At 50.9% G+C, this 14,550-nt stretch carries 13 protein-coding genes; 4 read left to right on the top strand and 9 right to left on the bottom strand.

The genetic code is table 11. From position 1 onward, the window contains the following. Positions 1-55 precede the first annotated feature (55 nt). From cpaB to cspA, 9 genes are all read right to left on the bottom strand, one after another. The gene (cpaB, locus tag ABRZ26_RS10605) at positions 56-1,000 is read right to left on the bottom strand and encodes a Flp pilus assembly protein CpaB (protein WP_319604226.1); all 945 of its coding nucleotides are present in this window, start codon (positions 998-1,000) and stop codon (positions 56-58) included. A gap of 47 nt (positions 1,001-1,047) precedes the next feature. Then, positions 1,048-1,602 carry an A24 family peptidase gene (locus ABRZ26_RS10600; protein WP_319604225.1) on the bottom strand — a complete coding sequence of 185 codons (555 nt, stop codon included), beginning with the start codon at positions 1,600-1,602 and terminating at the stop codon, positions 1,048-1,050. 5 nt (positions 1,603-1,607) lie between these two features. Further along, positions 1,608-1,829: a Flp family type IVb pilin gene (locus tag ABRZ26_RS10595; protein ID WP_319604224.1), complete on the bottom strand. Its 222-nt coding sequence runs from the start codon at positions 1,827-1,829 to the stop codon at positions 1,608-1,610. A gap of 229 nt (positions 1,830-2,058) precedes the next feature. Beyond that, complete coding sequence (locus tag ABRZ26_RS10590) at positions 2,059-3,516, bottom strand: sensor histidine kinase (RefSeq protein WP_319604223.1); 1,458 nt, start codon at positions 3,514-3,516, stop codon at positions 2,059-2,061. Then, positions 3,494-4,204 carry a response regulator transcription factor gene (locus ABRZ26_RS10585; protein ID WP_319604222.1) on the bottom strand — a complete coding sequence of 237 codons (711 nt, stop codon included), beginning with the start codon at positions 4,202-4,204 and terminating at the stop codon, positions 3,494-3,496. Before ABRZ26_RS10585 ends, ABRZ26_RS10590 begins: the two co-directional genes overlap by 23 nt. A 305-nt stretch (positions 4,205-4,509) precedes the next feature. Next, positions 4,510-6,156: a Na+/H+ antiporter gene (locus ABRZ26_RS10580; protein WP_319604221.1), complete on the bottom strand. Its 1,647-nt coding sequence runs from the start codon at positions 6,154-6,156 to the stop codon at positions 4,510-4,512. 433 nt (positions 6,157-6,589) lie between these two features. Beyond that, a complete protein-coding gene (locus tag ABRZ26_RS10575) occupies positions 6,590-7,957 on the bottom strand; it encodes an NCS2 family permease (protein ID WP_319604220.1) in 1,368 nt (455 codons plus the stop codon). A 422-nt stretch (positions 7,958-8,379) separates the two neighbouring features. Beyond that, positions 8,380-9,303: a kdo(2)-lipid IV(A) palmitoleoyltransferase gene (lpxP, locus tag ABRZ26_RS10570; protein WP_319604219.1), complete on the bottom strand. Its 924-nt coding sequence runs from the start codon at positions 9,301-9,303 to the stop codon at positions 8,380-8,382. A gap of 376 nt (positions 9,304-9,679) precedes the next feature. Next, positions 9,680-9,898 carry an RNA chaperone/antiterminator CspA gene (gene cspA / locus ABRZ26_RS10565; RefSeq protein ID WP_009114380.1) on the bottom strand — a complete coding sequence of 73 codons (219 nt, stop codon included), beginning with the start codon at positions 9,896-9,898 and terminating at the stop codon, positions 9,680-9,682. A 439-nt stretch (positions 9,899-10,337) separates the two neighbouring features. Here cspA and ABRZ26_RS10560 point away from each other — a divergent pair, with 439 nt between their 5' ends. The 4 genes from ABRZ26_RS10560 (at position 10,338) to pfkB (ending at position 14,547) form a co-directional block, all read left to right on the top strand. After that, positions 10,338-10,568 (top strand): YnaE/YdfK family cold shock protein, encoded by a 231-nt coding sequence (locus tag ABRZ26_RS10560; protein ID WP_319604218.1) that lies wholly within the window; start codon positions 10,338-10,340, stop codon positions 10,566-10,568. A gap of 605 nt (positions 10,569-11,173) precedes the next feature. Beyond that, a complete protein-coding gene (locus ABRZ26_RS10555; protein ID WP_319604217.1) occupies positions 11,174-11,869 on the top strand; it encodes an EAL domain-containing protein in 696 nt (231 codons plus the stop codon). A gap of 622 nt (positions 11,870-12,491) precedes the next feature. Next, complete coding sequence (locus tag ABRZ26_RS10550; RefSeq protein WP_319604216.1) at positions 12,492-13,196, top strand: EAL domain-containing protein; 705 nt, start codon at positions 12,492-12,494, stop codon at positions 13,194-13,196. 403 nt (positions 13,197-13,599) lie between these two features. After that, positions 13,600-14,547, top strand: coding sequence for a 6-phosphofructokinase II (pfkB, locus tag ABRZ26_RS10545; RefSeq protein WP_319604279.1), 948 nt, complete (start codon positions 13,600-13,602; stop codon positions 14,545-14,547). The last annotated feature ends 3 nt before the right edge of the window (positions 14,548-14,550 follow it).

The raw sequence follows: 14,550 nt of genomic DNA, 5'->3' as shown, positions 1-14,550 counted from the left end.
GGCTTCATTTTTTCCAGGCGCAACCTTCTGGTTATTCACAGGCTGGCGATTCGTGCTATCGGGATGGAAACGTCAGTACATCTTTCTCAGCCCCGCGGTAGACCTTAACCTGATGACCGTCGCCGGAGAGGCCGTTATAGATGCTGGTGCTTTGCGAGAGCGTCGTGACCCGCGGCGCCGTATCCTGGCGGCGATCGTCCTGTTCGTCCGGCGTCGAGCTGCGTAAAGCCAGATGCAGCATGCCGACCTCTTTCGCCACCGCCAGCACCTCGGCCTGTTCCGGCGTGACCTCCACCGTGACCGTTTGGTAGCTCACCGCGCGCGGCCGGTTGTTGCCGGCGTTTGCGCGGCTGCGGCCCGACGTCTCTTCAGCGCTGTCTTCCAGCACCACATCCTGCCGGGGACGAACGTCGGTATCGGTTTGATTATTCAGCGCCAGAACACGCAAATCGCGCACGATGGTTTGCGACGCCAGCAGCGGTAACGCGACCGTTTGCGTACTGCTCGCCGGCTGGCCCGGCTGGTCGTCTTTTTTCAGGCTGAGGATGATGTCTACCCGGTCGCCGGCCGCCACCAGACCCGCGTTGCTGGCTACCGCATTGGTAGGAATCGAGATGGCGCGCATGCCTTTACGCAATACCGCGGCGACAAAACCCGGTTCATTCGGCTTGACCACCACATTGCTGGTTAACGGCGTTCCCTCGGCAACCGTCTCGCGCAGCGTGGCGCCCAGCAATAGCGTTTGGCTGTCTTTGCCGCGGATAAAATTGAACGTGCGTGAAACCGGCTCTGTAGTGACCTGCCAGCGCAGCGAGGATGAATCAAGGAAATCACCGGGATGGAGATCTTTGGCGGCCACCAGCACCGCGGCCTGTTCCGGCGCTTTTGCCGCGATCGGCGCCGCCGGCGGAGGGGATGACAAATGACTGCGCACCATCAGCGCCACAATCCCTGCCAGGATCAACGCCCCTGACAGTACGTATGTAGAGTTAACTTTCATTCAATTTGCCTACCTAAGCCGTGCGCGTCTTAACAACAGCGACAGAATTAAAACAAGGGAAAAATCAGGACGTACGTCGCACCGAATGCAATCGCCAGCCCGTAAGGGATGCCCTGCGACAGATTGGCCGGCAACGCGGGCGGCATGGGTAACCGGCTTTTAAACATCCGGTTGGTTATCTGAATCCCCATCGCAACCGCGGTCGGTACGGTATTGAGTAAAGGCAACCCCAGCGCCAGCACGCCGCCGGCCAGTGCGGTGATCATGACAAAGACGATCTGATGTCCATGCCCCACCCATAGGCATAAAACGCTCATCAGCTTGACGTCGCCGGCGCCGAGCCTGCCGGTGAGAAAAAGCAGGAAACCGACAATCAGCACCACCGCCGCGCCCGGCAACGCCCACAGCGCAAGCTGTAGCTTCGGCTTGTCGAACGCGCCGGATTGCAGAACGTCCAGCGCGCTGAAAGCCAGCCAGCCCGCCAGTAAGATCACTATCGCCTGATTAGGGATCTTGCGCGCCAGCAAGTCGCTACAGACGCACCACAACAGACATCCGGCCAGCAATGCCGTTTGCAGCCAGTGCGTGTAAGACGCGGCCACTGAACTTATTTCGCCGTTCCCGACGCGGAGCTGCTGGTGCCGGCGCCGGTGATCTGATCGGCGATTTCACGGAATTTCTCATTCAGCGCCTGCACAAAAATACCGTCGCTGCCGAAAATAGCGCCGATCGCCGCCGCCATCGCCGCCGCCAGAATGCCGTATTCGATTGCCGTCACACCGCTTTCATCGCGCAGGAAAGCGCGCAGTTTGGTTTTCATATTATTCATGGGGAAGGTCTCTTATCCGCTGCCAAAGGAATCATGGCGATTAACGGGGGCCATGATGCTAACAGGGCTAATAATGAGACTTATTATCAAGAACGACAAGAAGCAGAACATTAATATTAATTAATCTTTTAACGCGAAAGATTAATCATATAAATCAATGGTTAACATAAAGTCACAGCAAGTGCAATGTTAATGAATTCGCGGTTTTTTACCGGGGAATAATACGAATTTAACAACGCTTGAGGCATAAATAGACCGTCAATCCCGGATTAGCAGACTCAAGACAGAGTGTGCCGCCGTGTAGGTCGGTGATCGCTTTCACCAATGACAGGCCCAGCCCATAACCGGACTGCTGCGGCTTGGCCTCCAGCCGCTGAAAACGCTGGAGCGCCTTCTGATGCTGCACCGCCGGAATACCCGGCCCCCGGTCGGCGACGCTCAGCGCGATCCAGCCCTGATAGAGCTTCACCCCCAGGGTGATCTCTTTGCCCTGCGCGGCATACTTCAGCGCATTTTCCACCAGGTTGGCCAGCGCCTGGAACAACAGCGCCCGATCGGCAAACAGCTGGATGCCGGCCTTAATCTCTATCAGAAAACGACAGCCGCGCTCTTCCGCCAGCGGCTGATAGTATTCGATAACGTCTTCCAGCAGTTGCCGCGCTTCAATCTGTTCGAACTGATGGATACAGCGCCCGCTCTCAATTTCCCCAATCCGCATCACCGTGCGGAACAGTCCGAGAACGTTATGAACCTCGCCCACCGCCAGGTTCAATTCGTCGCGGATATCGGCATCCAGACCGGCGCGCTCGGTCAGGTTGAATAACCGGTTTTGCAGGTGGGTTAGCGGCGTGCGCAGCTCGTGGGCGATATGGCTGGAGGTGCTGCGCACCTGCTCCATCAGGCGTTCAATGCGCTCCAGGTTCTGGTTGATATCCGCGCTCAGGCTGTCGAAGTCATCGCCATAGGGGGAGAGCGGCATTCTGACCTGCTGTTCGCCGGTGCTGTAACGATGCAAAGCCGAACGGATCTGCTCCACGCTGCGTAAACTTCGCAGGCTGAAATGCCGGCTGACCAACAGACAGAACAACAGCACGACGAACAGTCCGGCGCCGGCCACCAGCGGGATCGTCCTGACCCGCTCCAGCATTGGCCGGATATTATAGGCGGTAAATAACACGCCGCCGTCATTCAACATGACGGACAGGCCGATCAGATTAGGGTCGTTTTTACTGGAAAGGATATCTTTCAGGCATGCGACGTCCATCTTGCAGCGGGTGCTGTGCGGATTTTTCAGCGGATGGTTGTTATAGAGGATATCGCCGCTTTTATCCATCACCAGAAATAGCGGCAATTCATCATTGCCGGCCAAATTATCCTGACGAAGCTGCGCAATCAGGCTGTCGGCGTCGGTTAAACGCGACTGCGCGGAATAATCATAAATATTGCCCAGAATAACTTCGCGGACATGCGTGCGGATTAAGGTTTCACTGAGTGAACTGAAGCCGATAATACTCATCAGCATCATTAATAAGAATAAAAAAACAATGGTTATCGCTTGCCTGAAATTAGCCGTACAGACAAAGCCAGGGTATTGGCTTGCCCCGACTAACTGCCAGTGTTTTATTTTTATTTGCCAGCGCAGACCCAGCTTCTTTATTTTTATTTTATTCAGTGTAGCTGCCGACATCCGTTCTATCCTTATCAACAGAACCTAATGCATACCCCATCGCCCTCAGGGTTTTAATTAATGGCCGCGGGAAACCCTTATCGATTTTTGCCCGCAGTTTCGACATATGCACATCAATTAAATTGGTCTGCGGATCAAAATGATAGCCCCAGACCCGCTCCAGCAGCATGGTGCGGGTAATGGCCTGACCGGGATTTTCCATTAATATAATCAATAACTTAATTTCTTTATCGGTCAGTTCGATACGCTGACCGCCGCGCCAGGCGACCCGTTGCAGGCGGTCAAGCTGCAAATCTTCAAACGTCAGAACAGCGGCATTATCCGCATGACGTTTGCCGCGCCGCGCCATAATATCGAGACGCAACCTTAATTCATTAAAATTAAACGGTTTGCCAAGATAATCTTCCGCGCCCAGTTCTAATCCCATCACCCGATCGACATCTCTGTCCAATGCGGAAAGCAACATAATCGGCGGGTGACGCGACCCCTGTAATTCACGCAATACGGTAAAGCCGTCCATAATCGGCAGCATTCTATCCAGCAGCACGACATCATAGACTTCATCTTTTATTGCTTTTAAGGCATGCGCGCCATCGTGAACCATACGGCAGGAATGGCCATGTGAATGTAATTTAGACCCTAACCAATGGCACAATACGGAATCGTCATCAACCACCAGTACACGCATTTTTTTCCCCTGCTAAACGTCGCTATTCACATATTTTAATTATGGGTAATACCCATTTATTATTTCAGTCGGCCATAACAAGCCGCGATATTTCCCCACGCCAGCCGCAAACGGCAGGGGCTGAAAGTATCATCTTCGTATTATTAGCCAGATAATAACAATCATTATCATTTAGTGACAAGACATTTACAATCGAACAGGGCGTTTTGAATGTAAGGATTGAGCAAAGAGCCCCACCGCCAAAGCGATGGGGACGATCGGGAAAGAAAAAAACAGCGGACGGCGGACGTGACGATCCGCCTTATTTACTCGTTCTCGCTCAGCACCGCCTCCAGCAGATCCAGCTCCCGCAACATTTTTTGCAGCGTTTCGTTGCTGATTTGCTGAGTGGCGCGGAGATGATATAGCTCGGCGCGCTCTGAATTCAGCGCCGTCAGCCGAAAACGGCGCTCCAGATTCTCAATCATCAGGCTGTGTTCGATATCGCTCTGCCCCGCCACCTGCCGACGTAAGTTGCCGACCACCCGGGCGCTGACCTCTTTCAGTACCTGCTCGTCAATATTTTCTTCACGATCGGCGGCCAGACGCTCCTCCATCTTATGCAGACTGGTAATCGCCGCTTCGGCCGCGGCGCTGCGCGCCATCCTTTCCTCTTTGAGGTAGACCGCTTTATCCGCCACCACAATCCCGCGCAATAGCAGCGGCAGCGCCAATACGCCGCACAGCAGAGAAAACAGGATGACGCCCGTGGCGATGAACACCAGTTGATAGCGTGACGGGAAAGCCGTGCCGTCGGTCAGCAATAAAGGAATGGAAAGCACGCCGGCCAGCGTGATGGCGCCGCGTACGCCGGCGAAAGAGGATATCCATAATTCGCGCGTCGTGAATTCGGCGAATACCATTGGTTTCTTTTTCCGGATATGCAGACTGTATCTTTTCATCATCCAGAGCCAGCCAAAACGCAGAAATAACAGCGCCGCGTAAATGACCACGATATCGGTAAACAGCATCCAGGTTTCCACCGTCGGATCCAGCTCCGCCTGGGTGATGGAGGTATCCAGAATGCCCGGCAACTGTAAACCCAGCATGATGAACACCATGCCGTTAAACACAAACTCCAGCATCGACCAGACGCTGTTCGCTCGCAGCCGCATCGTCAATGGCGCATTGCGGATGATGCCGGACTGGCCGATGGTCATCCCGGAGGCGACCGCCGCCAGAATGCCGGAAACGCCGATGTGCTCGGCGATCAGATAGGCGGCGAAAGGCAACAGCAGCAGCAACACGATTTGCGTTGCGGCGTCATTGCCGCTCCAGCGGCTGATAATGCGCAATGATTTACTGTACAGCCAGGTCACCGCCACGCCGGCCAGCAACCCGCCCAATGCGACTTTAATAAACGCCAGCGTGGCGCCGGAAACGCTGAACACCATGGTGCCCATGGCGACGGCGACGGCGAACTTCAGCGACACCAGACCGGATGCATCGTTCATTAATGCTTCGCCCTGTAGGATCCCCATCAGTTTCTTCGGGATACGATCCTCGCCGACAATACCGGAAAGCGCCACGGCGTCGGTGGGCGACAACACGGCAGCCAGCGCGAAAGCGGCAATCAGCGGCATGCCGGGTACCATCCAGTAGATGAAGTACCCCACCCCCACCACGGTAATCAATACCAAAATCAGCGCCAGGCTAATAATCTCGCGCCCGTGCTTGAGAAATTCACGCGTCGGCGTCTTCCAGCCGTCGGCAAACAGCAGCGGCGGAATAAACAGCACCATAAACAGCTCGGGATTGAAATCAACGTGCAAACCAAACTGCGGTACGGCAAGGATGGCGCCGACGGCAATCTGCATTAATGGGAGAGGTATCTGAAAAGGTAGAATTCGGGTAACCACCCCTGATAGAGAAACCACCAAGGTCAAAATAAGAATAGTAAAAAAGATTTCCATGCTTTCCTTAGACTCTCTCCTGCAACATTAAAAATCGGCTTAAGGCCTATCCCAGCCCAGCGGGCGTTATTGGCAGCCAGTTTGGACGCGGACAGCGCCCAAACGGCAAGTGAAATCGTCCTGATGGGAAAACGCTTAACCGCCGCCAGTCCCATGAGACGCTACTGAATATTTAACGTATCTATTCTGTCACTAAAATGAACGTCTGAGAGGAAAATTTTATATTTTTCGTATTTTCCCATAGCCAACTTCAACTGATAACCAATGGAAGCGCCGCGCGCCATAAAAAGATGATGAACCTGGGGGAAAACGCGCGCCCAACGCGGCGTTAAAGTACGCCGGCAAAGCGTTCGGACGGGAGGAGACGCGGCGATAACCGCAGACGGGATATGGCAGACGTCCGGGGAGCGCCGCCCCCCGGATTCGAAGCGGCTTACAGCGCCCAGCCGCCGGCGTAGAACACCACCAGCGCAATCGCGATAAGCACGGTGCCGATATTCAGCTTGCGCCATTCGCCGGAGAAAACGCGCCCCAGCACCAGCGAACCGAATCCCAGCATAATGCCGGTCACGATGTTGCAGGTCAGCACGATAAACACCGCACAAACCAGACCTGACATCGCATCGACGAAATCGTCAAAATTCAGTTTCGTCACATTGCCCAGCATCAGCAAACCGACATACATCAGCGCCGGCGCCGTCGCATAGCCGGGTACCAGATAAGACAATGGGGACAGGAACAGAATCAGCAGGAACAGTACGCCGACGACGGTTGCGGTCAGACCGGTTTTACCGCCGGCGGCCGTACCCGCGGCGGATTCGATATAGACCGCCGCCGGCGATGTTCCGACCAGACTGGAAACAATGCTGCTGACGGAGTCGGACGTCAGGGCCTTGCCGCCATTGACGATTTGTCCGTCTTTATCCAGCAGATTAGCCTGACCGGCAACCGCGCGGATCGTGCCGGTCGCATCAAATACCGCCGTCATCACCAGCGCCAACACGCTGGGCAGCACGACCGGCTGCAACGCGCCCAGAATATCCAGACTGAAAATCAGAGAAGTGCCGTTTTCGTCGCTCAGACTCGGCCAGGCAAACCAGCCCTGATATTTCACATTCGGATCGAAGATCAGACCGAGAATGGAAATGGCGACGATCACCAGCAAAATGCCGCCCGGAACGCGACGCTTTTCCAACCCGATGGTGGCCGCCAACCCCAGCAACGCCATGATAACCGGGAAAGAAGTAAAGTCGCCCAGCGCCACCGGCAAACCATCAATCGGGTTTTTAATCACCAGACCGATGCCGTTGGCGGCAATAATCAGTAAAAACAAACCGATACCGATTCCGGTGCCGTGCGCCACCCCAAGCGGGAGATTGCGCAGGATCCAGGTACGGATCCCGGTGGCGGAAATGAGGGTGAACAAAACCCCCATCAGGAAAATCGCCCCCAACGCCACCGGAATGCTAATCTGCTGACCCAATACCAGACTAAATGCCGTGAAGGCGGTCAGAGAAATCGCACAACCGATAGCCATCGGCAGGTTCGCCCACAGCCCCATCAGCAGTGAACCCAATCCGGCGACCAGACAGGTTGCGACGAAGACGGCTGCCGGCGGAAAGCCCGCCTTGCCCAACATGCCCGGAACGACAATCACCGAGTAGACCATGGCCAGAAATGTGGTTAGCCCGGCCAGGACTTCCTGACGGACGTTGCTGCCACGCTGGGTTATTTTAAAAAATGCATCAAGCGCGCCATGCGGACGTGCCGCATCATCAGCCTGACGAGTGGTATTTGACATGCTGTTATCCCCTGAAATGCCATTATTATTAAGGTAAATCGTAGGCTGTTCGCCCAGTCTTGCGCTGAGTATGCGTCAGTACCGCCGACACACCCTGAACCCCGAGATTATGCACGCAAACGATTACCCCGTTCGCTGCAAAAAAGCAAAGTTTTGCCGAATTATTCGAAGCCTTTGATTATCCTGCTTCCCCGGCGTCCATTTCAACTGATCAGCAAGACTATTTACCTATCGCCAACGGCGAAATGAGGTTTACCGCGCGCCATTATCCGCTCAGCGTAAAATGGCTGCCCGCGGGCAGCCATTTTAGATGGTTGAGTAACTGAGCGACGAAATCAAAACGGCAGGAAGGGAATAGAAGAAGAAAAATTTGACCGTTCGACGCGCATTTCAAACTTTACCCAACAAAATCATTATTCCGATCAGGCATATAGCGAGACTTCCCCGCTCGGTCGCGTTTTAAAGCGGCGATGCAGCCAAAGGTATTGCTCAGGTGCGCGCATGATCTCTTTTTCCACCACCTTATTCATATAGCAGGCGGCTTCATGCTCGTCGTGGTAGGGGTAATCCTGTAATTCAGGCTGAATCACCAGCTTATACCCGGAAGCCCGCGGCTTACGGATTAAGACGATGGTGATCATTGACGGCTTCGCCAGGCGGGCAATCGTAAAGGTGCCGCTGGTGGTCGCCGCATTTTTCACGGCAAAGAACGGGGCGAAAATGCTGCCTTTCGGACCATAGTCCTGATCGGGAGCAAACCATACCACCTCTCCGCGTTTCAGCGCATGCACCATGCCGCGCAGATCCCGACGCTCGATCATCGCCTTGTTGGAACGCGAGCGGCCCCAGGTTTGCACCAACTCCATCACTTTATTGTTGTGGGGACGGTACATCGCCATCATCGGCTGACACAGCCCCATCGCCCTGCCGCCCAGCTCCAGCGACATAAAGTGAATGCCAATCGCCATCACGCCCTGCCCTTTGGCACACGCCTGCTGCAAATTATCCAGTCCCGATACATCAAACCAGTGGCGAACGCGGCGATCCGACCAAAACCAGGCCATCCCCGTTTCCACCAGCGCCATCCCCAGTGAAGAGAAGTTATTGACGATCATCGCCTCTCGCTCTTCAACTGAGATATTGGGAAAACACAGTTCAAGATTACGCCGGGCGATGGACACCCTGCGTTTTAGAAAAAGTCGGGAAAAACGGCCGGCGCTACTGCCGATTTTCATCAGTAACGGATAAGGCAGTTGAACCAACAGGAATAGAACGCCTAAACCAAACCAGGTGAACCAGTAACGCGGATGGAGTAACGATCGGGTAAATTTTTGTTTAATTTTCATGAGACTCGTCTGTCAGTGACCATAGTGCGTATCGCATAAAGCATCGCTCCGTCGCGCTACAACAACTGTGACACTGCTTATCGTATATAGTTGCCATGCTGTACGAAATTCGATTTAACCGTCTTAATCCCCGAGCTAAAAACAGGCAGGGAGGGCTGGTTATGGAGGGGGTCAAAAGAAGTGAACGAATCCTACCGGCCGTCGGTAACCGTGCCGGACATCATACCCGATTCATTACAGGGAGAGGAGTAGTAACGATAGAAATAATTAAGCCCCTCAGAATCTCTGCGGGGCTTATGCATAATCAGGTATTTTCAGCGATGAGAGTTAAACGCAGACGAAGAACGCCGGAGCCATCATCATCGGCCGAAGACCTTTAGATTACGCTGACATTAACTGCTGATGGGCCTTTCTGGCCGCTTTCAACGCTGAACTCAACCTTCTGGCCTTCGTCCAGGCTTTTGTAATCGTTACCCTGGCCTTGAATGGCGGAGAAGTGAACGAAAACATCTTTGCTGCCGTCAGTCGGGGTGATGAAACCAAAACCTTTGCCAGCGTCAAACCATTTTACCAATCCAGTCATTTTATTAGACATAGAAAATTTCCTTTATATATTTAGATAGCCACTATAGGGCGGAGATGGTCTGTCACAGTGATTACTTATGGGCACTTATAAGAAGGAAATTCGTCGGATAAGAGACTGGGTGCATCGCTTGAACTAGGAACCGCTTAATTACAATGTCTTTCATAAATAGGTCTGTATTCCAGGCCGATGACTCATTAACGCACGAATGAATTTTTATAGCAAGACTTTATTTCTGACAAGTTCAAAAAGCGCCGTGAGGAGAAACAACCTTAGGTTAAATTTATTTAGAACGCCGGATAGAAAAGACGCGAAATCCACTCATGCTGATGATAAACATCACTTTCTCTCCCGATATCCTTTTTCCCGTCATTCACCATCGTCGGCATCATTTCCGCGGTCGGCGGCAAATGATGTTATGATGACCAATTAGAAAAGTCGGAGAGCTTCAATGAATATTCATAATTTATCCTGGTATCCGGCGCAACGTTCACGCGTCGAGCGAATTATCGGCCAGGCCGTAATCTCGGTTTGCCAACAAGAGCGTCCAATCAATGCCAGAACGCTACTCGATTTAATGTATGTGCAACTCAGCGCAATGGGAAAAAAAGAAGACCGGGAAGGCATGATGACCGCGATATCCATTTTGGAAAACAATCAGAATGCGCACGCCAAGGAATAGCCACGTTTTTCACCGGGATCGACATAAACCTCGCGCATTGACGGCTAATATAAAATAAGAAAATCGAATAAATAAAATCGTAAGCACCCCGCTTAAATGGGCATAATTGTTGCAATGTCTCCGCCAACAAATCACTAAACCCCCAATCACCTGGCCATTGAAACGGCCGGGCGCAAAATCCGCCATAAGCGCGCGTCAACAATTCATTGTTATATAAAAATCGATAATCGATACATCACATTCTGTATAAGCGCATAGGAAATAACTGAAAGTACTACATACAGTAGGTGATTCAACTTGCAAAAAATTGAATGTTGCTGAATATGAATGGTAGTGAAAAATATCTCTAAACCTTCCAAAAAACTGTGAAGCAAGTCACCAGGCTTGCTTGCGGCCAGCGGAATAATACTTTTTTATTCAATTTTTTTGTCCATTCTTTGCAAATTCACGGCGATCTTTTTTTTCTAGCCCGATCAAAGGATTGACCTATCAAACAGCTAAAATCGATCGGAAAATCAATCAGTTTTACAGGTAAATATATTTATATTGATCAGTTTTATAGATCGATCAATAATGGTCGAAACTGGCCACCCCAGGGAATCGCGATGACTGCTAATTCAATATCATGCGCTAGGCGGCACTATGTTATAGAACCGATTTACAGTTGTCAGAATCGGATATTCGCAATGGAGCTGCTTACCCGATTTAACGATGAGGGGCCATGCTCGGAAAAACGCATTCAGCAAATGAGTCGCGCTGAAAAACAAGCGTTACTTATGGACCAATTGGAATCTATCACCCAAAAACAACGTTACTTTATTGAAAATAATATACGTTTATCGATAAACATCGATTTCACCATGGCGATGTTTTTATCCCAGGATCGGGAAGCCAGAAACTTGACAGACCACTTACCCTTTATTTGCCTGGAGATAGGTGAAAGTTTTCCTAATCTCAATGACGGGAAACGCAATCCATTACTTGCAACGCTCTATGAGCGCTACCCGCTTTGGCTGGAAGGCTTCGGCAGCGGAAATTCCAATATTTACGCCGTCAGTCAATCAACCTTTGACTATGTTAAGTTGGATAAGATTTTCTACTGGGAAATGATAAGAAGCCGAAAAGTCTATACATTATCCGTACTAGTGGAAAACATTAAAAAATACTGTCATGGCATCATTATTGAAGGAGTGCAAACCCACTCAGAATATTATCTGTTAAAAAACTGCGGCATAGAAGGAATACAGGGGTATATCTACCCTACCTATACACTTGACACTCTACCGATATTAAAAAAATGAGCGAATTAATCATATTATCAGTATTGGCGTTAATCGTTGCCTATGCATTCATCAGGCACTATATAAATAGTGCTCATAATCGGTTATTTACAAAAAAGAAATTAAAAAAAACGAAAAGATAGCGCCTACCTTGTTATAACAATGACAGAATCGAAGATCTGCATCCGCAAGGGCTGAATAAAGCCGTCCCCTCCATAGATTAGCTCTCAAACATCATAGATTCCGACCTTATGGATGACAAAAATGTCGCCTGAAAAATGGCATACATCTTGCTTGCGGCATGTGGTGAATAACTAATAATTAGCTCACTAATTATTAGTTATTACATGCATTTGGGCAAGGCAGGCATAAAAGTGTCGTGGTAAATCGCGCAACATGACAGTATAATGAAAAAATCTTCGATTTTGTTAATTATATACTGATAAACAATACTTTCTTGCATATGACTAATGTTCTTCGATTACTTCAAACCCTGCGTTATTTCAAAACATCCTCACGGTCAGGCCTATCAAAACAACTATATCGATCGGTAAATCAATAATTTTAATCAATCGATAATTGCCATATTGATCAGTTTTACTGATCGATCAATAATATGCCATAAATTCTTAACCTGGAAACTATGCCAATGGTAGATTCAATACTAGATATAGATGATAGGAGGCACTACGTTGCCAAGCCTGTCTATAATTTCCAGCAAAAGATGTTCGCCGTAGAACTACTGGCAAGATATAAAAATAGAGGGCTAAGCTCGACGAAACACAGCCAACAGATGAGCCCATCAGAAAAACAAAACTTACTGATAGATCAACTGGAATGTATTTCGGCAAAACAGTCATACTTCATTGATAACAACGTGCTGGTAACGATAGACATCGATTTTGTCATGGCCGTATTTCTGTTGCAGAATCAGTACGCTAGTGATTTGCTTGATGGCCTGCCGTTCACCCATCTGAAAATAAATGAGATATTCCCCAATCTCAATGACGGAAAACGCAACCCGCTTCTGGCAAAGCTTTATGAACGCTATCCACTCTGGTTGGATGACATGGGCAAAGGCGACGCCAATCTCTATGCCGTGAGTCAATCTATTTTCAGCTATATTAAATTAGATAAGAATTTCTATTATGAGATGATGAAATGCAAAGAAGACTATATCTTCTTATCATTGATCGGAAATATAAAGAAATTCTGCAACGGCATTATCGTTGAGGGCGTACAGGATTACTCTGAGCATGCGTATTTAAAACGCTGCGGGATCGATGGCATGCAAGGACGGCTTTATCCAACATATCGACTTGAAAATCTACCCGCATTATCCGAATAGGCATAGCAATAATATTCCTGATAATTAGTTGCATCTGAGCGGGTTTTATTCGCGTAAAACCGCCTTACATCAAATGCTAACCATATCATTTCCTATGCCTATCCTCATGCAGGACAAGCGTCGGGATGACAGGTATATCATTTCTATTGATAATAAAAGATCCTATATTTCAAATGGTTTTATACAAGCGACAGGAAATTTACGCATTCTTCCTACATAATCAGATAATCATCAGGACGGAAAAACGGCTGACGCCGGCCAACGGAACCACGGCCTGAAAGAATAAAAACTTATATCCGAAATAATTCAAGTTGCGAGGCTTAAGGATGAGCCGGGTCATCAAGGTACGCGCCGGCAACTTGCAGTATGACGGGTATAGGTAAATCTGAATGGAGGATATATGATGCCCCAGATTTTTACGCTCACCCTCGCCCCATCCCTCGATTGCGCCACCACTACCCCTAAAATCTACCCCGAAGGGAAACTGCGCTGCACCGCGCCGGTATTTGAACCCGGCGGCGGCGGGATTAATGTCGCCCGCGCCATTGTTCATCTGGAAGGCAAAGCCTGCGCCATCTTCCCTATCGGCGGCCCGACCGGCGAACATCTGGCGGAGTTACTGGAACAGGAAGGCGTGGCAACCGAAACGCTGCGCGCGCAGGACTGGACGCGACAGAATCTGCATGTCCACGCGGACAACAGCGGCGAACAGTTCCGCTTTGTCATGCCCGGCGCCAAATTGAGTCATGACGAGTTTGATCAGTTAGTGGCGCGCATACTGAAGATCCCGCCGGGCGCACTGCTGGTTATCAGCGGCAGCCTGCCGCCGGGATGCGATGTTGAACAATTAACCGACTTAGTCGAACAGGCTCAGGCCCGTGAATTACGCTGCATCGTCGATAGCTCCGGCGCCGCGCTGGAAGGTTGTCTGAAACTGGGGGGACTGGCGCTGGTGAAACCGAACCACAATGAGCTGTCGTCGCTGGTGGGACGCCCGTTGGAAAACCCCGACGATGTCTATAACGCCGCATCTGAACTGATACGCAAAGGGTCGGCCGAGCGGGTTGTGGTTTCGCTGGGGCCGCAGGGCGCGCTGGCCGTCGATCGCCAGGATTGTATTCAGGCCGTTCCGCCGCCGGTAAAAAAAATGAGCACCGTGGGCGCCGGGGATAGCATGGTCGGCGCAATGACGTTAAAGCTGGCGGCGGGAGCCGGACTGGGTGAAATGGTGCGCTACGGCGTCGCCGCGGGGACGGCGGCCACCCTGAACCAGGGTACGCGTCTGTGTTCGAAAGCAGATACACAGCGCCTGTATGACTATATCTGTCAAAGCAAGGCATTAAGCGCGTAAGTG

The sequence above is a fragment of the Brenneria sp. L4-2C genome, from assembly GCF_040240335.1.
Classification (GTDB): domain Bacteria; phylum Pseudomonadota; class Gammaproteobacteria; order Enterobacterales; family Enterobacteriaceae; genus Brenneria.
This window is presented reverse-complemented; position numbering and strand designations above follow the sequence as displayed.